Source organism: Anaerobacillus sp. QJM3NY_17, assembly GCF_056173665.1.
On the sequence record NZ_CM149685.1, the window covers coordinates 3,403,810 to 3,424,716 of the forward strand.

The window sequence follows — 20,907 nt, forward strand, 5'->3', positions numbered from 1 at the left end:
TTCAATCACCATTTTCTGAAACGGTATTAAATACTTCTCTTCATTTTATCATATCTTAAAATGCAACGGCTTACATTTTCTAATGAAAGCTTGTATGAGAACGCCTCATAAGATGGTATGATAGCGTTAACTAGAAAAGGAGGGTGCTATGATGGAAGATGAACGACTCATCTACGACGAACAGGAGGCCACTGAAGCCAGGTTCGTCTGCTTTATGGGAAGCAATCATCGGTTTGACCTTTGTATTGTAAAATCAGATCGCTTTTATGGAAAATCGTTAGTCCTCGATATTCAAGGAGGCAAATTTGCAATTATCGGCCACGATGATCTAAATGAGCCTGGAAATCTCGAGCATGCCTACTCTCTCAATGAAGAAGATGCTGAAGAACTTCGCAACTTCTTGAGAGAAGTCTTAAGTCACTAATATTTTATCAGACAATGAATACACTACCTCCTAAAGGTGGTGTTTATTCATGTTTGATGAAGAAGATTATCAAGACTTCGCTAACGTAGAGAAAGGGCGAAATTACGTCCTCCCTGAAGATACGCCAGAAGGTCCATACGGTTCACCGGTGAATAAAAAGCTCGGTAAAACCTCACCTTGGCGAGAAGGGCAGCGTTCCTATAGTGCATTTAATTACGAAAATAAAAATCTTCACCAACATTTACCTCGTCAGGACCCTGGCTCACATCCACCACACGATGATCCAGAAAAAGACTCCGAAAAACCATACAAAGCATAAGCCCATAGGGCTTATGCTTCTTGTTGTTGTTTCTTCGGTTTTTCCTTCTTCTGCTTCTTTAATACAAAATAAGGGCAGCCGAAGTTGCAGTATTCATATAAATAATCAAGCACCGTGCTGAATTTTGTATCGAAAGTTGCTTTTTGGTTACGGTCCTCAAAGAATCCTTTTAATCTAAGCTGACCATAGCCCCAATCCCCAACAATGTAATCATATTTATCCAAAATCTCACTATATCGAGCAAGAAAAGCTTCTTCGTTCCAACCTTCTCTTTCATCCTTCATCAACTCAAACGTATGTTGATTTACTTTTATCATTCTTTATCCCTCATTTCAAAATGGGCTCATTAGTCTTATGATACCTTTTTTATTCGATTTGTCCAAGTAATACCAGTAAAAAAGGAACAGAGTTCGGTCATGATAACAGTATGGAGGTGAAGGTTATTGAAAAAACAAATTCTGCTCATACTGCCACTCGTATTAGGACTTGGGGCATGCCAGGGAGAAAATGCGACAGATTCCTTTGACCACGCAGATTTAACACCTGTTAAAACGGATCCCGATGAATACGGTATGAACACCGCTAACTCTCAGGAAAAGTCCAAAAAGGGTGGCTTTGGATATGTGCGTCATACACGAAATACTAACAACATGAATTCTCAAAAACAACCCGAGAACATAGCCTACCTTGATCGTGATCGTATGTCGGATATGATCGGTTCAATGGCAATTGTTTTACCTTATGTCAGTGATGTCGCAACGCTAGTAACAGATGAAGAAGTTCTCATTGGCTATAAAACAACAACAAAAGATCGTGATGCCACTGCAGATCAAGTAAAGAAAACGGCTCTTTCTGTCATTCCAAGATATTATCATGTCTATGTTTCTGACGAAGAAGGAATGATTGCTGAGGTCGAGCGATATCAAAATGCCTCCACTGCAAATGGAGAACTCGAGAAGAGCATAGAAGAAACGATTGCCAAAATGAAGAAAGCGCCACAAGGGAAAAAGGTAAGTGATGGAGAGAACGAGAACGGTGAGATGAAGGGCGAAATGAATGAAGACTTAAATGATACAGATGGAAAAGAAATGATGTCGAAGTAAAAAAATCGGCCCGATAAAGGCCGATTTTTTATCTTTATTATTACTTATCCATTACTTCGAAGCTTGCTTGGCTGCATTGACTTGCTCATCAGCATGATAAGACGAACGAACCATTGGACCAGATTCACAGTGTTTAAAGCCTTTTTCTAACGCAATATCTTTGAGCTCAAGAAACTCTTGAGGCGTCCAGTATTTTTCTACTTTTAAATGCTTTTTCGATGGTTGTAAATATTGCCCAAGTGTAACAATATCAACATCATGTGCACGAAGATCATCAAGTGTTTGAATGATTTCCTCTTTTGTTTCACCTAATCCTAGCATGATGCTGGATTTAGTCGGAATCTCAGGATTCATTTCTTTTGCACGCTGAAGAAACTCTAGTGTACGACGATATTTCGCGCGTGCTCTCACTCTTGGCGTTAGGCGCTCCACTGTTTCGATATTGTGGTTCATAATATCCGGTTTCGCATCCATTAGTGTTTCAAGCGCTTCATATTGGCCACCCATGTCTGATGGAAGAACTTCGATCGAACAGAACGGATTTTTACGACGAATAGCACGTACGGTTTCAGCAAAAACAGCCGCGCCACCATCTTTTAAATCATCTCGCGCTACAGCGGTAATGACCACGTGTTTTAGTCCCATCTGTTCAACGGAATCCGCAACGCGTTCAGGCTCTGCCCAATCAAGCTCAGTTGGAAGACCAGTTTTTACTGCACAGAAACGGCATGCACGAGTACAAACATCACCAAGAATCATAAAGGTTGCCGTCTTACGAACAGCCCAACATTCATGAATATTCGGACAACGCGCTTCCTCACAGACCGTATGTAACTTTTTCTCGCGCATCATCTTTTTTAAGCCTTTATAATTTTCGTTTGTATTTAGTTTTATTTTCAACCACTCTGGTTTTCTTAAATATTCTTCTTTCTTACTCACTACACTCACCTCACCTATTACTTTTCTGTAATAAAGAATACCATAGGTAACTCATTCATTTCTATAAAAAGTGTGAATCTATTGAGGATTAAGACTTTAGACCTTCCATTATTTAGTTCTAATGATTTACGCACGGAAAACCAAACTAAGGGTAATGACAAATTACGAAAGGAGAAGAAACACTTGAGAAAATATAGTTTTCTTATCCTTATTCTTTTCTTCCTCATCCCTATAAACGTTCGAGCTGCTGATATAGACGAAGATAAACTAAGAAGCGAACGGAAGATGTTATTTCATAAGATGGAAGCCGTCACACAAGTCCCCTGGTACATCTATGCTGGTATTGATCAATATGAACGAAGCATTAGGCGCTCACAAAAAGATATTCCTCGTGAAAAAGGTGCAATAGCTATCTATATTACGCCTGAGAAATGGTCTGGGAGTACGAATCCAAATAAAGAAGATCACGACCCTATCTCGATATCGTTCTTTAATGGAATTGGCCTCGATGGCAATGGAGATGGCAAAGCCGAGCGTACTAATGACGAAGATCTACTTTATACAATTGGGTCTTTCATACAACAGTATGGAAGTTCTTTAGAAGATATTCAAATTGGTCTTTGGGATTATTATCATCGTGACCAGGCAGTAAGGACGATTACAAGTAATAGTGCTGTTTATCATACATTCAAAACGCTTAAACTCGATAAGCATGCTTTTCCCGTACCACTTCACGCAAACTATAGTTACCGAAGCACTTGGGGCGATCGACGTGGCTGGGGCGGACTTCGAATTCACGAAGGAACGGATATTTTCGCTTCTTATGGTGTTGGAGTGAAAGCGACAAGTTACGGAACTGTCGAAACGAAGGGATGGAATGAATACGGTGGATGGCGGATCGGGATTCGGGATATCGATGGCAATTACCACTACTATGCTCACCTAAATGGGTTTGAAAAAGGCATTGAGAAAGGTCATGTTGTACAGCCAGGTGAAATCATTGGGTATGTTGGTAGCTCTGGATATGGACCAAAAGGAACGGCTGGAAAGTTCCCGCCACATCTTCACTATGGCATCTATAAAGACAACGGAAGAACAGAATGGTCGTATGATCCCTATCCTTCGTTGAGGCTCTGGGAACGACAGGAACGAATACGCAACAAAAAGTAAGCAAAAAAGAAGAACTAGCTCGCTAGTTCTTCTTTTTATGTTCTATTGTTTTTTCGATACTCTTACAGCATTCAAAATGCTAGCCGCAAGACCACCCCATATAATAACCATTCCAACTACCATCATGAAAATCGCGCTACCACCCATATTAGCTTACCTCCTTATACTTTTGCTGTTCAGCTTTCGCATCCCATTTCTTTAGGCTGAATAGAATTCCAACCAGAAGGGCGAATCCTGCGACAGCCCAGCCACTATAAAGAATAAAGCCGTTTGAGTAGCCTTCATAGTTCCCAGTCGGTGTATCAAACTGACGAAGAAGATTTGTCTTAAAGAGATCGAACATCATATAACCAAGTACGAGAGGAGTAATGACTCCAAGACAAGCTTTCCACCAGTACTTCAGTGAAATGTCTGAAATGCCGTTTGCATGTGACTCAAGCGTATTAAGCTCACGAAGTACCCATGCTACAACAACCACCTCCACTAGTCCTACAAAGGCAATTCCGAACTGGTTAATAAAGTAATCAGCTGCGTCAAGGAAGAACAATCCGCCTTGCGTTGCAAACAGAATCGAGATAATAGAGGAAATCCCTCCACCAATTAGAACAGCTTTCGTACGAGAAATTCCGAACTTCTCAGAAACACCTGCAACATATGTTTCTGAAATGGAAATGAGCGAAGACAAACCTGCAAGTACAAGTGAAGCAAAGAATAAGAATCCGAACAACCCGTTCAAAGCTGGGAACTCATTGATAATTTGAGGGAAGACAACGAAGGCTAGTCCTACGCCACCGCTCACTACTTCGCCAACGCTAAGCCCCTGCTGCTGAGCCATAAATCCAAGCGCTGAGAATACCCCAATACCTGCTAGAAGTTCAAACGCCGAGTTACCAAAACCAGTAATAAACGCGTTATTCGTAATATCTGATTTCTTAGGTAAGTAACTAGAATAAGTAATCATAATAGCAAAAGCAATGGATAAACTGAAGAAAATTTGTCCGTATGCAGCAACCCAAACACTTCCTGAAGTAATGCTGTCAAAATTCGGTGTAAAGAATGCATTTAGACCTTCAGCAGCACCAGGCAGTGTCACTGCTCGAATCACAATGATTAAGAAAAGAACAATTAATGTAGGAATGAAAATTTTATTAGCACGCTCAATTCCCTTTTTAACACCTGCAAGAAGTACGCCAAGTGTAATGATCCATACTGCAATTAATGGGAGAAATACGCCTGGTACGATACTACCTGTTTGTCCAGGATCAACCGTTAATTTCAGATAATCATTGAAGAGGAATGCTTCTGTATCAGAACCCCAACTTTGATTAAATGCAAAATAGCTATAAGAGATGGCCCACGCAATAATTACCGCGTAGTATGTGGAGATGACGAATGCAACGATAACGCCCCACCACCCAAGCCATTCCATCTTCTTATTCATTCGAAAGAACGAAAGTGGTGCGGATCCACGGAATTTATGACCCAATGTAAATTCAAGAATAAGAATTGGGATTCCGGCTGTTAATAATGCAAATAAATAAGGAATAAAAAATGCTCCACCACCGTTGTCATAGGCTACGGCCGGAAATCTCCAAATGTTCCCTAGACCTATTGCTGAACCAACTGCGGCTAATATAAAACCAGCCCTTGTCCCCCATTGCGCACGATTTTCCAAATAAATTACCCCCTTAGACAAATGTTAACCTTTTTCACCATAAGCCCCCTTCCAGAAAAAGGTTAAGACTTTTAAGTAAATTCAGATTATTTTGTTTATAGTATATCTAGTACGTATGTCCTTGTCAAAACAATCTTTTTACATTTTTCGTATGAATCGTTCAATTTTCTATATAAATCTCTCTATTTTTGTGAAAATACATAAAAAAACAGGAGGAATATCCTCCTGTTTGATTAATGATTTGCCATTTCAACTGGTCTGTTGGCATATTTTCCTTTTAGCATGAAAATTAATAATCCGAATAGAATCGCTGTTGCCACAAGACCAAGAATGGAACTACCAGTAAAGCCAAGAACCAGATATCCTAGTAACGAAATACCTGCAACGAGCAATGCATAAGGCAACTGTGTCATCACATGATCGATATGGTGACTACCCGCGCCTGTTGAAGAAAGAATTGTTGTATCCGAAATTGGTGAGCAGTGATCTCCAAATACAGCTCCTGCAAGAACAGCGGCAAGTACAGGAAGCATGTAGGTAGGATCCGTAGCAGCAGCAATCTCTCCTGCGATCGGAAGCATAATGCCAAATGTTCCCCACGAAGTTCCCGTTGCAAACGCCATAACACCTGCAAGTAGGAACAAAATAGCTGGTAAGAAGCCAATCACAATGTGGTCATTAACAAGTCCTGCAAGATACTTACCAGTCCCTAGTGAGCCGATAATTTCAATCAATGTCCATGCAAAGAAAAGAATGTATACGGCTGGAAGCATTGATTTAATGCCTTCCCAAATTCCTTTTCCAAGAACCGCTCCACCCATTCGTTTTGGAAAGAAGAAGAGGAGAGAAGTTATAAGTCCAATGATTCCACCATAAAGGAGAGAAGCAGCAACGTCTGTATTTTCAAAGACAGACAAAGCTGTCACGGCTGTATCCGTTCCGCTAACAGCCTGAATTCCTGTGATGACCATAAACGTCACAGTACCAGCAATTAGCATAATAATAGGCCATGCAAGATCAGCTACTTTCCCCTTCTCACTTTCAGGTAGTCCTGATGTTTGACCAGGTACGGCACCTTGATTCGGATCAAGCACTTCTCCTGTTTTCTGTGCACGGTCTTCATGTACTCTCATTGCCTTAAGATTAATGTCAAAATAACTAACAAAGAACACCATCGCAAGTGCAAAGAGAGCATACAAATTCATTGGAATCATTCTGATAAAAGCTTCTAACGCGCCAACACCTGTAATGCTATGCGTTGCTAATACACCACCAATTAACGCGATGATATAAGCGCCCCAGCTTGAAATAGGTGAAATAATACACATTGGTGCTGCAGTTGAATCAATGATATAGGCAAGCTTTGCCCTTGAAACATTGTGCCTGTCCGTAATCGGTCTACTTACGTTCCCAACTGCGAGCGAATTAAAGTAATCATCAATAAAAATAATAATACCAAATACCGCTGTGACAATCTGTGCGCCTACTCTTGTTTTCACGCGTTTCATGGCCCACTCGCCAAATGCGCGACTTCCACCTGATATCGAAATAAAGGCCGTCATCATCCCTAATAAAAGCAGGAAGAAAATAATGTACATGTTCCAAGTATTTAAACCACCGCTCTCGGAATCAATGAAGATCCCTTTTACGATTGTATAAATTTCTTCTAATGAATTTGGTACACTCCAATTGTTGATCATTAGCGCACCAAGAATAATGCCTACTCCTAAAGAAGGAAGCACTTTTCTAGTCACCACTACCATTAGCAAAGCTACGAGTGGTGGAATAATGGATAGAACTGAATTCTCCATGAATATCCTCCTAATAAATGATTGGTCATCATAACCGGAATGGACGCCTATCCCTCAGCCTTCTCGTCGTGTTTGAACGCAAAAAAGCGAGCAATGATAGGATTGGTCCTATCATTGCTCGCTTCACCGAGTCAATGTTAAGTGTCCACCCCGATCAGTAGTTCTCCATTACAAGTTAGACTCATAATGACAGTTCGACACTTCTTCAATGTCGCCCCAACACAAATAATGTGACCGTTATTTATGCTTCGGCAGATCTCCCTTTCGATGCTGATCATTGGTGTCATTCTCCCAACACGTACTCATGAGGATCTGCTCCTCTACCTCATCGTATAAGATAAGGAACAATATTAAGTTCAGTTTTAAAGTATACCTTACTTTCGTTGTTTGTGCAATTGTAGATTATTCCAGAGATATTTCTATTAGAAGGGAACCATTTTTTTAGCTATCGACATTGAACATTGAAGCTGGTTAATGGCCTCCTTGTCTTAATCTGGCTTCGGCAAAACGATCGATGGATTTCCACCATTTCCATTATCACCATTATAATAATAAGGAACGTCTCCCTGAATAAATAAATCTCCAATTTTTACAGAGTTCGAAACTTCAGTATTCTTTGTAGAGAAAGGAATAATTACGTTCATCTCAACTTTAATATTGATATACACTTCAAGATACGTGTTGTTAATTCCCGTTTCTTTCACCTTTGTATCAATATTAGAGACCACATCTCCAATCATTTCAAACCGTACTGGAATCCTCGGCCCAAAATTTGAAAGAAGAACATTATTTGTAGCCATCCCTAAAGGTATGGAGTATACGATTCCTTGTTGATTTTCGGTACCTTCGTAATCGATATCTATATCATTCTTAAAGGTTTCCAGCTTATCTAAATCACCAGCTTCAACATAATCTAAGTAAGTTTGAACTCGTTCTGTGGCCTCTGAGATCAATCGATTATAAACTTGCGAGTTAAAGCTATAACTTGGTACTTTTTCGGAATCATTACCATGAACGATAATTAAATTCTCAACGTCAATACCGTCTGCGATCTTCTTTGAAATGGCATCATTTATTGCTTGCGCAGCAACTTGACGTGTTTTTGTTTCAGCAATACTGATTAAGCTTGGTTCAATTCCTTTATTAACAATCCATAATCCTTGAACAGTAGTAAAGATAAAAATAATAAAGGAGATGACAAAAACATATCGAAAGGGAAGCGGCCCCTTTCTAAAGAATTTTCTACGAGTTCGAAACAACATGAACCCTCCCTTCTCTTCTTCATGTATATGCCATGGAGAAGAGAAGTATGGACAATTTCCTAGAAAGAGCCAAAATCAAGCTATTAAATGTTTCATAATCGAAAAGAAAGCCGTAGCAAGTGCTACGGCTTTCTTCACATCATCTTAAGCATCGCGTCTCTACCCTTAGTTCCAATCGTAATGCCTCGCGCTTCTGCTTCAAGCGTAACAGATTCGAGCGGTGCATCAAGCAGTTGTTCAATAGACCGTACACCAACAGCTCTTCCTGCGATAATCTTTCGGTCACTTAACTTTTCATTAAGTAAGGCTACATCGAGTGCGCCGCACATGATATACCCATTGTCATTCATGACCGCTAGAAAATTCGTTTTCGGAAGCTGCATACTGACCGCTGTAAAAGGATGACCGTCAATCATGATTGGTGACATAGTGATCACGTCATTCCCGCCTCCTGACCTGAATGAATATCACTATATCTATATGAGACAAAGAGCATGTTTGACAATCAAACACTGAAAGTTTTAATGTCTATTTTCTAAACGCCATGCAAGGAGATCTCGAAGCATTTCAGGTAAAAAGTATTTCTTTTTAGCATGCTTCATTTGAGGATAGAATTTCCCAAATGTGAACATATCAGCCGTGGCAACGGCATATTCTTCATCAGAAACAAGCTTATTTCCGTTGTGAAAAACATCTGTTACATGATAGAGGCCGTCGTCCATTTTGACAGAGGTAACCTCAAGCCCATCGAATGCCATGATCCCCATTACCTCTCCTCGGAAACCGAGACCTTTAAAACTTAAATTCACTATTTCATCTGACATAGAATAAGAAATGATTTCTCGTAACTCGCTTCCTTTTAGCACCACTTTGCAAGGATTAACAGGATGAGGGCAAATGCGATGAAGGTCTTCTCTTGATACATTTCCTTCTGGTAACCCATCAAGCAACATACCAGCGTTAATCATGCCAATATCCGCTCCACACCACTCTCTAAGAGCGGCAGCTAACTCATCAGCTAGAACCGAGCGTTGAAACCATTCAGATTCAAGAGGCTGTTCAAGACGACAGACGACCTCTTCAAGCATCTTATGTGCATCAATACTTAGTTGTTGAATCATGGCCTTCGCTTCCTCGTCTTCTTTACGATTCCGGACGGTTATCGCATATGCTTCCTTCTCAATCACTTTCTTTGTTTCCATATCAAAACAAATCGAAACTTCTCCAACGTAATTCCCGTTTTTACCAGACTGAGTAATAAGCGTATCCTCTACAAGCATGCCATGCTTCAGCACATGATGCGTATGGGCTCCAATAATAACATCAAGCCCATTCATTTCCCTTGCTAGCTGTTCATCATTACCTAAGCCCATATGTGACATCAATACGACAACATCTGATTGACTGCGTACTTCATCAATGAGGGACTGTAAGAAATGGAATGGAGAATCAATCTGCCATCCAAGTAGTGAGTAGAATTGTTCATAAGGGATGGTAACACCTATAATTCCTACTTTAATGCCATTTAACTCATGGATCTTGTAAGGTACAGCCCAGGAAGGCCTTGTACCATCTTGATGATAGAGGTTGGCGACAATCACCTCGAACTTAGCGTCTGAATAAAGCTCTTCTAGTTCTTTTTTTGAAAACGTAATACCCTCATTGTTACCGATAGTGGCATAATCATATTCCAGCTCATTTAGTAACTGAACGTTACCTTTCCCGACAGTTCCTTCTGTCATTGGATGCACCTTATCAGAGTGATCTCCTAAATCAAGAAGGAGATAAGGTGTCCCTTGAAGCTCATGCATTCGCTTCTTCTCTTTCAAATATGAAGAGACTTTTGACCAATTTGCGAAATGACTGTGAAGATCGTTTGTATAATAAAATTGTAATGTTCTAGAAGTCAAGACACTCTTCCTTTCTTATCCCATCGTTCCCTGCCAGATTAATCGGACACCTACAATAATTAACATCCATCGTAAAATAACAACCACTGATTTGTCCGAAAGTTTCTGATTAATAAATGAACCGCATTTTGCTCCAATCCATGCACCTGGAATGAGACCGATTAGTAAAAACCACTGAATGTTACCAAGTGCTAAATGCGTCAGGGTACCCGTTATACTTGAAAGAAAAATCATAAACATGGAGGTTGCAACAGCAACCGATGTTGGAAAACCAAATAGTAGAATCATGGCAGGAACCATAAGTGAGCCGCCACCAATTCCGAATAGACCTGAAATGACCCCAACGATAAATGAAACAATAACAGCTGCTACGGCAGAAAAGTTATAGTTCATCTCTGTCCCATTCGGATCCGTATACGTTCGTTCAAATTGACCATTTAGTTTCATAGGGCGTAAACGGTTCCTTACCATTAATAATATGGAAACAAGCACCATAAATACCCCAAAATAAATGGAAAAATAATCAACCTGAATAAATTTATTTAGCCACGCCCCTAGAATAGCCCCTGGTCCACTTCCTAGAAAAAAAAGCGCTCCGCTTTTATAATCAACGCTTTTCTTTTTCATGTAAGCAAGTGTAGAGGAAAGACCGATCACGACGAGGACAACGATCGAGCTACCTACAATTTTCTGAGGCGTTAAATCAGAAAGCCAGTTCGTATATTGATCGATAATGAGAAGAACAGGAACGATAATAATGCCTCCCCCAAGACCGACAAGGCTTCCAATCGTACCTGCTAATAGACCAATGATAAATAATAAGAACCACGTCACCATAGGTATACTCCTTATAAATCAAAGAGATCAAGTTGCTTCGGATTTAAATTCGTGTACTCAATATCAAGCATTTGAATCATTTCCTTAGCATTATTAGCAGCATGACCTCCTGAATTATTATTAAATAAAATAAATACATTTTTACATTGTCGTTCTAATTCTAATATTTGTTCCTTCCATTGTAAGAGTTCTTCTTGATTATAATCATATAAATACCGAACTTCCCTCCAGTTATGGCGATTACCTGGATTCGTCCATCCATTTGTATTTCGACCATGTAACCTGACAAGGACCTGATCCTGGTTTAGGGTTTCCATCACTAAAGGAACCGATCCCTCGCCAGCTTGTGGCTCATCGCAAATCGTATGGATAAAACCCTGTTCCTCTAGAAATGAGAGCGTCTTATCACGAAAAGCTTCATGATACCAGGACTGATGTCGAAATTCTACCGCACATGGAATATTTCCCATCCGCTGTTTACAATCCCTCAAGATGTTAACATTATCTTTATTCACATCAAACCAGGGAGGAAATTGAAAAAGCACCATCGCAAGCTTTCCTGCATTTCGCAGGGGACGAACCGATTCCTTGAAAGCTTGAAACATTTCATCTCTTGTTTCAAAGGGAATATCCCCACGTTGATGGCCAGTCATACCCTGGTAAGCCTTAACGACAAACCGAAACCCTTCTGGTGTCTCATCTACCCATTTCTGAAAATTACGTTCTGGTTGCACAGCATAGAAGGACGAATCAACTTCAACAGTAGGAAAGTGCGAACCATATATCGAAAGTTTTTCATTGCTTTTTACACCTGGTGGGTAAAGATCATCATGGTCTCCCCACCCTGTTACGCCTATGTAAATCATGCAATTCTTCCTCTCATCTCGATTCTCTTTCTCTATTCTCATATCATTACCCGAAAATAGCAAGTGAAAATCCCTCATACTATTTTGAAATAACAATTAGAATTTAGCCCTTTACACTTTCACATATAAAAAACGAACCGGAAGATCCGGTTCGTTTAAAATGGAAGCTTAACCGATTGAACCTTCCATCTCAAATTTAATGAGACGGTTCATTTCAACCGCATATTCCATAGGAAGTTCTTTCGTAAATGGCTCGATGAAGCCCATTACGATCATTTCAGTTGCTTCTTCTTCAGATACGCCACGGCTCATCAGATAGAAGAGCTGCTCTTCAGAAACCTTCGATACTTTCGCTTCGTGTTCAAGTGAAATGTTATCGTTTAGGATTTCATTGTAAGGAATTGTATCAGAAGTAGACTCGTTATCCATGATAAGCGTATCACACTCAACGTTTGAGCGAGCACCTTCCGCTTTACGGCCAAAGTGAACGATACCACGATATGTTACTTTACCGCCTTGTTTTGAAATAGATTTCGAAACAATTGTCGAAGAAGTGTTAGGTGCTAAATGAATCATCTTAGCGCCAGCATCCTGGTGCTGTCCTTTACCAGCAAGAGCGATGGAAAGCGTCATACCACGAGCGCCTTCACCCTTTAAGATAACAGCTGGATACTTCATTGTAAGTTTGGAACCAATGTTACCATCAATCCATTCCATCGTAGCATTTTCTTCCGCAACTGCACGCTTCGTAACAAGGTTAAACACGTTGTTAGCCCAGTTCTGAATCGTCGTATAACGGCAGTATGCATCCTTCTTAACAATGATCTCAACTACAGCACTGTGTAGAGAGTTAGTTGTATAAACCGGTGCAGTACAACCTTCAACGTAATGTACAGAAGAACCTTCATCAGCGATGATAAGCGTACGCTCGAACTGACCCATGTTCTCAGAGTTAATTCGGAAGTATGCTTGTAGAGGCGTATCGACTTTCACACCTTTAGGAACGTAGATGAATGAACCACCTGACCATACAGCAGAGTTAAGAGCTGAGAACTTGTTATCCGTTGGAGGAATTGTTTTCGCAAAATACTCTTTAAAAAGATCTTCGTTCTCTTTAAGTGCAGTATCTGTATCTTTAAACACAATCCCCATGTTCTCAAGGTCTTCTTGCATGTTATGGTAAACTACTTCAGATTCGTACTGTGCAGAAACACCCGCAAGGTATTTTTGCTCAGCTTCAGGGATACCTAATTTATCAAATGTCGCTTTGATTTCTTCTGGTACTTCATCCCATGATCTTTCAGACTTCTCGGAAGGCTTTACGTAGTACGTAATTTCATCAAAATCTAGATCAGCAAGGTTTCCGCCCCATTGAGGCATTGGCATGCTGTAGAAATGTTCAAGCGATTTCAAGCGGAAGTCAAGCATCCACTGTGGTTCATCCTTCATGCGAGAAATTTCTTTTACAATTTCAGGAGTTAATCCACGCTCTGAACGGAAGATCGAAACGTCTTTATCACTAAAACCATATTGGTATTCGCCAACTTCAGGCATTTTTTTAGCCATTTTATTTCCCTCCTTGACATTACACATGTCAGTGTTTGGCTGATGTTCTCTTTCCATCATTCTAGTATGAAAAAGAAGCGGTGACAACACCTGGAAGCGGGTTAAGCTTCATCCTGTTCCTTGAAACCCTTCTCCATTGCCTTCCAGGAGAGTGTTGCACATTTAATACGAGCAGGAAACTTCGAAACGCCTTGAAGTGCTTCAATGTCGCCTAGATCGAAATCTTCTTCTTCATATTCTTTCCCCTGCATCATATCAGAGAAAATACCGGATAGCTTCAAGGCCTGATCAACTTCAAGTCCTTTAACTGACTGTGTCATCATCGACGCTGATGCCAGGCTTATAGAGCAACCTTCTCCAATAAACTTCGCATCCGAAATCTTCCCATCATCTACTTTCAGCTGAAGCTGAATTGTATCTCCACATGTAGGGTTATTCATGTTTATTTTAAGGGCGCCTTCTTCAAGCTCCCCTTTATTTCTTGGATTTTTATAATGATCCATAATGACCTGTCGATACAACTGGTCTAGATTATTAAAAGACATTACCGAAAAACTCCTTTGCTTTTCGTAATCCGGCTACAAACGTATCCACGTCTTCTTCAGTATTGTATAAATAGAAGCTAGCACGCGCAGTAGCCGATACCTCTAGCCACTTCATTAGTGGCTGAGCACAATGGTGTCCAGCGCGGACAGCGATGCCTTCTGTGTCAAGTACGGTTGCCACATCATGTGGGTGAACGTCATCACTATTAAAAGTGACAACCCCAGCACGTTTTTCAGGTCCGTAAATGGATACGCCTTCGATAGTTGATAACTGCTGCATAGCATATTTAGCAAGATGAGTTTCATGCTGTTGGATGTTGTCCATGCCAATTTCATTTAAGAAATCAATCGCAGCTCCAAGACCAACCGCACCTGCAATGATTGGTGTGCCCCCTTCAAATTTCCAAGGGAGCTCTTTCCATGTCGAATCATACAGACCAACAAAATCGATCATTTCTCCACCGAATTCAAATGGCTCCATGTTTTCAAGGAGCTTTTTCTTCCCGTAGAGGACGCCTATCCCAGTAGGTCCGCACATTTTATGACCAGAAAATGCAAAGAAATCGCAGTCAAGATCCTGAACATCAATCTTCATATGAGGGGTGCTTTGAGCCCCATCAACAACCATAACAGCGCCATTTCGGTGCGCAATCGCGGCAATTTCTTTAATCGGGTTAATTGCCCCAAGCACATTCGAAACTTGCATAACAGAAACAATTTTTGTGTTTGCTGTTACCGTTTTCTCAACGTCTTCCAGCGCAATTGTTCCGTCTGGTTGAAGAGGAATATATTTTAGAGTGGCTCCAGTTGCTTTTACAACCTGTTGCCATGGAATAATGTTGCTGTGATGCTCCATCGGTGTGATGACAACTTCATCACCTTCTTGAAGATTTGCACGTCCATAGCTTGAAGCGACCATATTAAGGGCTGTGGTTGTTCCGCGAGTAAAGATCACTTCTTCTGTTGAAGAAGCATGAATAAATTCACGAACCTTTTCACGTGCGCCTTCATAGGCATCTGTCGCATGTGTTCCAAGCGTATGAACACCACGGTGAACGTTTGAGTTAATTTCCTTGTAGTAACGCTCTACTGCGTCAATTACTTGAGTAGGTTTCTGAGACGTTGCTGCACTATCAAGGTAAACAAGAGGTTTCCCATTTACCTCTTGATGTAAAATGGGAAACTGCTTGCGAATGTCCTGGACATTCATCATTTAATTAACTTTCCCTTCAGTTACCTCAACCGCACGTTTACGAACACCTTCGATCGGAAGTTCGTTAATAACTGGAGCGAGGAAACCGTGGATGATCAAACGTTCAGCCTCTTGACGGGAAATCCCGCGACTTTGCAAGTAATAAAGCTGAATTGGATCAACTTTACCAACAGATGCAGCGTGGCCTGCCATAACATCATCTTCGTCAATAAGAAGGATCGGATTTGCATCCCCACGCGCTTTCTCATTCATCATTAGAACGCGCTGTGTTTGCTCACCGTTTGATTTCTTAGCACCGTGTTCAATCTTCGTAACACCGTTAAAGATGGCGCTAGCACTATCTTTTTGGACACCGTGCACAAGAAGAACACCCTCAGAGTTTTGACCGTGATGGAAAATCTGATTAGTGAAGTTCTGACTCTGGCTTCCACGACCGATTGTTACAGTCTTAGAATCAGCATAAGAACCATCACCAATAAGGTGCGTTGTATTTGTAGAAACCGTGTTTCCATCGTTCATTTGAGCAAGAGCCCAATCAACTTTACCGTCTCGTGCCACATTTGCACGGCGATTTACGTAAGTAGTGACACCTTTTGCAAGGTTATCAACAGAACCAAACGTAACGCGAGCATTCTGTCCTACATGAACTTCAGCAATAATGTTCGCAACGGATTCAACATCGTGACCATAAGATAAGAAGTTCTCAACATATGTCACAGAGCTATTATCCTCTGCTACGATAATCACGTGGTTGAATATCCCAGCTTCAGGGTCTTCTTGCCAATTTAGTGCTTGGATTGGCACTTCAACTTCTACATTGCGAGGTACATATAAGAAAGTACCGCTATTAAGAAGTGCTGCATGAACGGCAGTTAAACGGTTCTCATCAACCTTCATAACGTCTTTCATGAAATACTTCTCAACTAGATCACCATGATTTTGAAGAGCTGTTTGAATATCTGTGAAAATCACACCTTGTTCTTTCAGCTCATTCGATAGCTGATTGAAAACAGGTGTAGAGTTACGGTGCACAAGAAGATTTCCTGACTGTTGATCTTTAGCAACAAGATCGCGCACATCTTCAGGAAGATCATCAAGTGATGAAATCGCTTCTCCGACTACATCGTGTTTAAATGAAGTGAAATTCCACTTATCGATTTTTGTTTTATCAGGTCTTGGCATTGGAAGACTTTCTGACTTCTCTAAAGCCTTTAAACGAAGAGAGGCCATCCATTGCGGCTCCTCACGCTTTTCTGAATAAGATTTAATGTATTCTTGATCGAATGCAATTTTCGTATCCACTGACATTGTCATCCTCCTTACTGCTTACGCTTCTTGACCAACTGTTTCGTCTTTAATTCCAAGTTCTTCTTTAATCCACTCATAACCTTCTTCTTCAAGACGCTGTGCTAGTTCCGCGCCGCCTGATTTCACAATGCGACCTTGCATCATAACGTGTACTTTATCAGGAGTAATATAATTCAATAGACGCTGATAGTGAGTAATGATCAAGCAACCGAAGCTTTCATTGCGCATAGCATTAACACCTTTAGAAACAACTTTAAGCGCATCGATATCTAGACCGGAGTCAATTTCATCCAGAACAGCGATTTTTGGTTCAAGCATCATAAGCTGAAGAATTTCGTTACGTTTCTTTTCACCACCAGAGAAACCTTCGTTAAGGTAACGCTGTGCAAATTCTTCACCCATATCAAGTTCAGCCATTTTACCGTCTAGCTTTTTGATGAATTTCATTAGAGAAATTTCATCGCCTTCTTCACGACGAGCATTAATTGCAGAACGAAGGAAATCAGCGTTTGTTACGCCGCTTACTTCACTTGGATATTGCATTGCAAGGAAGAGTCCAGCTTTTGCACGCTCATCAACTTCCATTTCAAGTACATCTTCATTATCAAGGAAGACACTGCCTTCAGTGATTTCGTATTTCGGATGGCCCATAATTGCTGAAGCAAGGGTAGATTTCCCTGTACCGTTCGGCCCCATTACTGCGTGAATTTCTCCACCATTTATTTCAAGGTTCAATCCTTTGATAATCTCTTTTCCCTCAATGGAAACATGAAGATTCTCAATCTTTAGAGTTGATGCTGCCATTTGTGAATACCTCCAATAACGTTTATACTATTCCTTCCTTATTGTAGTACCTATAAGGTGTATGTCAAGGAATGTGTGCTGAGTCATTCTCAATCTATTTTCATTCTTATTTTATAACAAATCCAAACTAATATCAAGGAACGCAAGACTCATACTTTCTAGCGTTAGCCAAGGTATAGCTTGCTATTCAAATTGAGAATGAATCGTTTATATTTTCGTTGCATACCTTTCTAAGCCTACCATTTAATCACCACAGCTACAACGAAATACACGTGATTATCTTCATACAAAAAAACCAGTCGTAAGACTGGTTTTTCGTATATCATAGTTATTTTGGATGCTGATTCATCTAGATAGTTTACGGTCGAATTCACTAACCATTTTGAGACTCCGACGGTGATCCAGCTCACGCTCTCGCTCGACTTGCATTCGCTTGTTGAAATTACGACTATACTCCGCATAGCCAACTCCGTGAGACTGGTACATCGCCTTTTCCATTTCAGGTGTGTGGTTTAACCGCATGGGGCTAATAATGAATCAATCCTTTCAATATCGTTTTACTTACAAAATTACTTTACCACGTTACATTAGTAGCTACAAACAGCATTTTAAGGGCTGAGGGGGTTTCCGGAGTGGTGAAAGAAGTTCTGAATAGTTAAAAAACATCCATTCTTACTTTTCCTCCCATATCCACCCTATTTCAGTCCTTCGACACAATACACTATTTAAATAGTAGAAACACGAATTCATTAATGCTTCGGTTGGTTCAAATCTTTCATACATTCCTGAACGAGAGTAACGGCCTGGCTCATCGCTGCGCCACCACCAAATGCAGCTGTCACTCCTACCGTTTCAAGTATTTCTTGTTCAGAACATCCTTGATCAAGACAACCTTTCGTATGGTAGATAATGCAATATTCATCTTGTGAAAAAATAGATATTCCGAGCGCAATCATTTGTTTCTCCTTTTGACTCACTTCCCCATCTTTAAAACACGCTTCAGTAAATGCCGAATACTTCTTAGCTAACTGCGGCATCTTCTCTGTAAACATTCCTAATCCTTCTTTATAATCATGTAGCGCCGCTTCTGCAAAGTTGTTAAATTCCTGTTCCTGTTTCAAGACACAGGCCTCCTTTATTCAATATCATCCTTACTAGTATGAGAATTGGGTAACAAAGCTATCCATCATTTTCTTTAAATTGTTTTTGGATGAGTGCGTTTACATGTGATGTATGTCACACTAATAAGTAAACGGATACGTTATGATGCTTATGAAGACAATATCTACTAGCAGAGGTGAAGATGATGTATGAAGGAAAAACAACGCGCGTAGCATTAATTGGCACTGGATTTGTAGGGACAAGCTATGCCTTCTCGTTATTGAATCAAGAACTAGTAAACGAACTTGTACTAATCGACGTAAATAAAGAAAAAGCGGAAGGGGAAGCAAGAGACTTAAATCACGGCCTTCCTTTTGGCGCTCCAATGAAGATTTGGGCTGGCGACTATCCCGATTGCAAAGGCGCAGATATTGTCGTGATCGCAGCGGGCGCAAATCAGGCACCAGGTGAAACACGCTTAGACCTTATTGATAAAAACACTGCGATCTTTAAAACAATCGTTTCAAGCGTTATGGAAAGTGGATTTGATGGTATTTTTATCGTTGCAACGAATCCTGTAGATGTGCTTACTTATGCGACTTGGAAGTTCTCAGGCTTGCCTAAAGAACGGGTTATCGGCTCAGGTACGATTCTCGATACGGCTCGATTCCGTTATTTACTGAGCGACTATTTTAATGTAGATTCTAGAAATGTACATGGCTATATTCTCGGGGAACATGGTGATACTGAACTTCCTGTCTGGAGTCATGCTACAATCGGTAGTCGACCAATCATGTCTCTTATTAAAGATAAACCAGAGGCTAAAGAAGATCTTGATGCGCTTTTCGTCAATGTTCGCGATGCGGCTTATCATATCATTAATCGTAAGGGAGCAACATACTACGGTATCGCAATGGGCCTCGTACGGTTAACAAGAGCAATTATTCGAAATGAAAACTCTATTCTTACCATCTCTACGTTACTTGAAGGCGAATATGGTTTAGATGATTTGTATATTGGCGTACCCGCGATTGTAAATAACAACGGCATTCGTGAAATTATTGAACTTGACCTTGATCAAACCGAGCTAGACCAATTGCACCATTCTGCAAAAACGTTAAAAGAAGCGATGAAGCCAGTTTTCCAACATTAAAATAATTAAAAAAAGGTCCTCCGTCGTTTTGGCGGAGAACCTTTTTTTCTTTCTTATTCGTCTACTGGTACAACAGCGCCATCGTATTCTTCTTCAATAAAACTCTGAATTTCATCAGAATGAAGAACTTCTACTAACGCCTTGATCGCTTCATTGTCTTCGTCACCTTTGTTTACTGTAATCACATTCACATATGGTGAGTCTGAATCTTCAAGTGCGATGGCATCTTCTTGAGGATTAAGTCCTGCATCAATCGCATAGTTTGTATTGATCATCACTGCATCACCTTCACCTTGCTGGTAAATCTGCGGAAGCAGTGAAGCCTCAACATCTGTTTTGAAATCAATATTCTTAGGGTTTTCAGCAATATCTTCAACCGTTGCATCTGAAGCCTTTACGCCTTCTTTTAATGTGATAAGACCCTGTGCTTCAAGTAATGAGAGCATACGTCCATGGTCAGAAACAGAGTTACTCATTATGATCTGAGCACCATCAGGAAACTCATCTAAGCTCTTGTAATCCTGAGAGTAAACACCGATTGGCTCGATATGAATGCCTCCAGCATTCACGAAGTCATAATTATCGTTTTCTTCCATTTGCAAGTCCATATAAGGAATTGTTTGGAAATAGTTTGCATCTAATTCACCATTTGCAAGCGTCTTATTAGGTAGAATATAATCCTGGAATGTTTTAATTTCAAGCTCTATTCCTTTTTCCTCTAACATCGGCTTAGCTTCTTCAAGAATTTCAGCATGGGGGATGTTTGAGGCACCTACTACGATTTTCTTCGAATCTTCACCGTCACCAGAACCTTCGCTGCTTCCGCCATTATTCCCACACGCAGCAAGCACTGCAAGAGCAAGAACTACGATTAGCGATAAAAACTTTTTCATCATAATCT

The 20,907-nt window shown here is 40.5% G+C and carries 23 protein-coding genes and 1 riboswitch; of the genes, 5 read left to right on the forward strand and 18 right to left on the reverse strand.

Translation table 11 applies throughout. The annotated features are described in order from the left end of the window. The first annotated feature begins 151 nt into the window (after positions 1 to 151). Both AC0VYV_RS17645 and AC0VYV_RS17650 read left to right on the forward strand, forming a co-directional pair. On the forward strand, positions 152 to 424 hold the full coding sequence (locus AC0VYV_RS17645; protein WP_098444844.1) for a DUF3055 domain-containing protein: 273 nt from the start codon (positions 152 to 154) through the stop codon (positions 422 to 424). A 49-nt stretch (positions 425 to 473) separates the two neighbouring features. Continuing rightward, positions 474 to 743: a hypothetical protein gene (locus AC0VYV_RS17650; RefSeq protein WP_226615082.1), complete on the forward strand. Its 270-nt coding sequence runs from the start codon at positions 474 to 476 to the stop codon at positions 741 to 743. A gap of 11 nt (positions 744 to 754) precedes the next feature. On the opposite strand, the gene AC0VYV_RS17655 is transcribed toward AC0VYV_RS17650, so the two are convergent. Beyond that, complete coding sequence (locus AC0VYV_RS17655; protein WP_194218993.1) at positions 755 to 1,060, reverse strand: YutD family protein; 306 nt, start codon at positions 1,058 to 1,060, stop codon at positions 755 to 757. Positions 1,061 to 1,186: 126 nt separating this feature from the next. On the opposite strand from AC0VYV_RS17655, the gene AC0VYV_RS17660 reads away from it, so the two are divergent. Continuing rightward, complete coding sequence (locus AC0VYV_RS17660) at positions 1,187 to 1,846, forward strand: YhcN/YlaJ family sporulation lipoprotein (RefSeq protein WP_430241783.1); 660 nt, start codon at positions 1,187 to 1,189, stop codon at positions 1,844 to 1,846. Between the two features lie 51 nt (positions 1,847 to 1,897). Here AC0VYV_RS17660 and lipA read toward each other — a convergent pair whose 3' ends face one another. After that, positions 1,898 to 2,785, reverse strand: a complete 888-nt coding sequence (gene lipA / locus AC0VYV_RS17665; protein WP_194218991.1) for a lipoyl synthase — start codon at positions 2,783 to 2,785, stop codon at positions 1,898 to 1,900. 183 nt (positions 2,786 to 2,968) lie between these two features. Here lipA and AC0VYV_RS17670 point away from each other — a divergent pair, with 183 nt between their 5' ends. Beyond that, entirely contained in the window at positions 2,969 to 3,955 is a 987-nt protein-coding gene (locus AC0VYV_RS17670) for a M23 family metallopeptidase (protein WP_430241785.1), read from the forward strand. Between the two features lie 42 nt (positions 3,956 to 3,997). On the opposite strand, the gene AC0VYV_RS17675 is transcribed toward AC0VYV_RS17670, so the two are convergent. The 15 genes from AC0VYV_RS17675 to AC0VYV_RS17745 all read right to left on the reverse strand — a co-directional run bounded on the left by AC0VYV_RS17675 (position 3,998) and on the right by AC0VYV_RS17745 (position 18,804). Next, on the reverse strand, positions 3,998 to 4,102 hold the full coding sequence (locus AC0VYV_RS17675) for a methionine/alanine import family NSS transporter small subunit (RefSeq protein WP_194218990.1): 105 nt from the start codon (positions 4,100 to 4,102) through the stop codon (positions 3,998 to 4,000). Position 4,103: 1 nt separating this feature from the next. Beyond that, positions 4,104 to 5,630: a sodium-dependent transporter gene (locus tag AC0VYV_RS17680; RefSeq protein ID WP_194218989.1), complete on the reverse strand. Its 1,527-nt coding sequence runs from the start codon at positions 5,628 to 5,630 to the stop codon at positions 4,104 to 4,106. Between the two features lie 233 nt (positions 5,631 to 5,863). Then, on the reverse strand, positions 5,864 to 7,441 hold the full coding sequence (locus AC0VYV_RS17685) for a Na+/H+ antiporter NhaC family protein (RefSeq protein ID WP_475367896.1): 1,578 nt from the start codon (positions 7,439 to 7,441) through the stop codon (positions 5,864 to 5,866). 150 nt (positions 7,442 to 7,591) lie between these two features. Then, a riboswitch (Lysine riboswitch) is annotated at positions 7,592 to 7,772 on the reverse strand. A 157-nt stretch (positions 7,773 to 7,929) separates the two neighbouring features. Beyond that, the gene (gene yunB, locus AC0VYV_RS17690) at positions 7,930 to 8,700 is read right to left on the reverse strand and encodes a sporulation protein YunB (protein ID WP_194218987.1); all 771 of its coding nucleotides are present in this window, start codon (positions 8,698 to 8,700) and stop codon (positions 7,930 to 7,932) included. Positions 8,701 to 8,837: 137 nt separating this feature from the next. Then, positions 8,838 to 9,131: a YunC family protein gene (locus AC0VYV_RS17695; protein ID WP_430246990.1), complete on the reverse strand. Its 294-nt coding sequence runs from the start codon at positions 9,129 to 9,131 to the stop codon at positions 8,838 to 8,840. Positions 9,132 to 9,224: 93 nt separating this feature from the next. Further along, positions 9,225 to 10,613: a bifunctional metallophosphatase/5'-nucleotidase gene (locus tag AC0VYV_RS17700; protein ID WP_475374045.1), complete on the reverse strand. Its 1,389-nt coding sequence runs from the start codon at positions 10,611 to 10,613 to the stop codon at positions 9,225 to 9,227. Positions 10,614 to 10,628: 15 nt separating this feature from the next. After that, complete coding sequence (locus tag AC0VYV_RS17705; protein WP_430246987.1) at positions 10,629 to 11,450, reverse strand: sulfite exporter TauE/SafE family protein; 822 nt, start codon at positions 11,448 to 11,450, stop codon at positions 10,629 to 10,631. Between the two features lie 11 nt (positions 11,451 to 11,461). Further along, complete coding sequence (locus AC0VYV_RS17710; protein WP_475374046.1) at positions 11,462 to 12,316, reverse strand: DUF72 domain-containing protein; 855 nt, start codon at positions 12,314 to 12,316, stop codon at positions 11,462 to 11,464. A gap of 168 nt (positions 12,317 to 12,484) precedes the next feature. Continuing rightward, positions 12,485 to 13,882 (reverse strand): Fe-S cluster assembly protein SufB, encoded by a 1,398-nt coding sequence (gene sufB / locus AC0VYV_RS17715; RefSeq protein ID WP_194218983.1) that lies wholly within the window; start codon positions 13,880 to 13,882, stop codon positions 12,485 to 12,487. A gap of 101 nt (positions 13,883 to 13,983) precedes the next feature. Then, positions 13,984 to 14,427, reverse strand: a complete 444-nt coding sequence (gene sufU, locus AC0VYV_RS17720; protein WP_430246986.1) for a Fe-S cluster assembly sulfur transfer protein SufU — start codon at positions 14,425 to 14,427, stop codon at positions 13,984 to 13,986. Further along, positions 14,417 to 15,637 carry a cysteine desulfurase gene (locus AC0VYV_RS17725; RefSeq protein ID WP_475374897.1) on the reverse strand — a complete coding sequence of 407 codons (1,221 nt, stop codon included), beginning with the start codon at positions 15,635 to 15,637 and terminating at the stop codon, positions 14,417 to 14,419. Before AC0VYV_RS17725 ends, sufU begins: the two co-directional genes overlap by 11 nt. A 3-nt stretch (positions 15,638 to 15,640) precedes the next feature. After that, a complete protein-coding gene (sufD, locus tag AC0VYV_RS17730; RefSeq protein ID WP_475374047.1) occupies positions 15,641 to 16,948 on the reverse strand; it encodes a Fe-S cluster assembly protein SufD in 1,308 nt (435 codons plus the stop codon). Positions 16,949 to 16,966: 18 nt separating this feature from the next. Beyond that, positions 16,967 to 17,752, reverse strand: coding sequence for a Fe-S cluster assembly ATPase SufC (gene sufC, locus AC0VYV_RS17735; RefSeq protein WP_430246984.1), 786 nt, complete (start codon positions 17,750 to 17,752; stop codon positions 16,967 to 16,969). A 345-nt stretch (positions 17,753 to 18,097) separates the two neighbouring features. Further along, positions 18,098 to 18,274, reverse strand: coding sequence for a YuzK family famiily protein (locus AC0VYV_RS17740; RefSeq protein WP_475365733.1), 177 nt, complete (start codon positions 18,272 to 18,274; stop codon positions 18,098 to 18,100). A gap of 227 nt (positions 18,275 to 18,501) precedes the next feature. Then, positions 18,502 to 18,804 (reverse strand): carboxymuconolactone decarboxylase family protein, encoded by a 303-nt coding sequence (locus tag AC0VYV_RS17745; protein ID WP_194219604.1) that lies wholly within the window; start codon positions 18,802 to 18,804, stop codon positions 18,502 to 18,504. 251 nt (positions 18,805 to 19,055) lie between these two features. Between AC0VYV_RS17745 and AC0VYV_RS17750 the strand changes: the two genes are divergently transcribed. After that, positions 19,056 to 20,006 (forward strand): L-lactate dehydrogenase, encoded by a 951-nt coding sequence (locus AC0VYV_RS17750; RefSeq protein WP_430246983.1) that lies wholly within the window; start codon positions 19,056 to 19,058, stop codon positions 20,004 to 20,006. Positions 20,007 to 20,059: 53 nt separating this feature from the next. Here the strand turns inward: AC0VYV_RS17750 and AC0VYV_RS17755 are convergent, their stop codons facing one another. Continuing rightward, complete coding sequence (locus tag AC0VYV_RS17755; protein ID WP_475374048.1) at positions 20,060 to 20,899, reverse strand: MetQ/NlpA family ABC transporter substrate-binding protein; 840 nt, start codon at positions 20,897 to 20,899, stop codon at positions 20,060 to 20,062. Positions 20,900 to 20,907: the final 8 nt, after the last annotated feature.

Coding starts and splice junctions, on each gene's coding strand:
- AC0VYV_RS17685 (WP_475367896.1), bottom strand. CDS start 7,441: ATGGAGAATTCAGTTCTATCCATTATTCCACCACTCGTAGCTTTGCTA.
- sufD (WP_475374047.1), bottom strand. CDS start 16,948: ATGTCAGTGGATACGAAAATTGCATTCGATCAAGAATACATTAAATCT.
- AC0VYV_RS17725 (WP_475374897.1), bottom strand. CDS start 15,637: ATGAATGTCCAGGACATTCGCAAGCAGTTTCCCATTTTACATCAAGAG.
- AC0VYV_RS17740 (WP_475365733.1), bottom strand. CDS start 18,274: ATGCGGTTAAACCACACACCTGAAATGGAAAAGGCGATGTACCAGTCT.
- AC0VYV_RS17650 (WP_226615082.1), top strand. CDS start 474: ATGTTTGATGAAGAAGATTATCAAGACTTCGCTAACGTAGAGAAAGGG.
- AC0VYV_RS17710 (WP_475374046.1), bottom strand. CDS start 12,316: ATGATTTACATAGGCGTAACAGGGTGGGGAGACCATGATGATCTTTAC.
- sufU (WP_430246986.1), bottom strand. CDS start 14,427: ATGTCTTTTAATAATCTAGACCAGTTGTATCGACAGGTCATTATGGAT.
- AC0VYV_RS17755 (WP_475374048.1), bottom strand. CDS start 20,899: ATGAAAAAGTTTTTATCGCTAATCGTAGTTCTTGCTCTTGCAGTGCTT.
- sufC (WP_430246984.1), bottom strand. CDS start 17,752: ATGGCAGCATCAACTCTAAAGATTGAGAATCTTCATGTTTCCATTGAG.
- AC0VYV_RS17695 (WP_430246990.1), bottom strand. CDS start 9,131: ATGTCACCAATCATGATTGACGGTCATCCTTTTACAGCGGTCAGTATG.
- AC0VYV_RS17655 (WP_194218993.1), bottom strand. CDS start 1,060: ATGATAAAAGTAAATCAACATACGTTTGAGTTGATGAAGGATGAAAGA.
- AC0VYV_RS17705 (WP_430246987.1), bottom strand. CDS start 11,450: ATGGTGACGTGGTTCTTATTATTTATCATTGGTCTATTAGCAGGTACG.
- AC0VYV_RS17750 (WP_430246983.1), top strand. CDS start 19,056: ATGATGTATGAAGGAAAAACAACGCGCGTAGCATTAATTGGCACTGGA.
- sufB (WP_194218983.1), bottom strand. CDS start 13,882: ATGGCTAAAAAAATGCCTGAAGTTGGCGAATACCAATATGGTTTTAGT.
- AC0VYV_RS17675 (WP_194218990.1), bottom strand. CDS start 4,102: ATGGGTGGTAGCGCGATTTTCATGATGGTAGTTGGAATGGTTATTATA.
- AC0VYV_RS17645 (WP_098444844.1), top strand. CDS start 152: ATGGAAGATGAACGACTCATCTACGACGAACAGGAGGCCACTGAAGCC.
- AC0VYV_RS17745 (WP_194219604.1), bottom strand. CDS start 18,804: ATGTTTACAGAGAAGATGCCGCAGTTAGCTAAGAAGTATTCGGCATTT.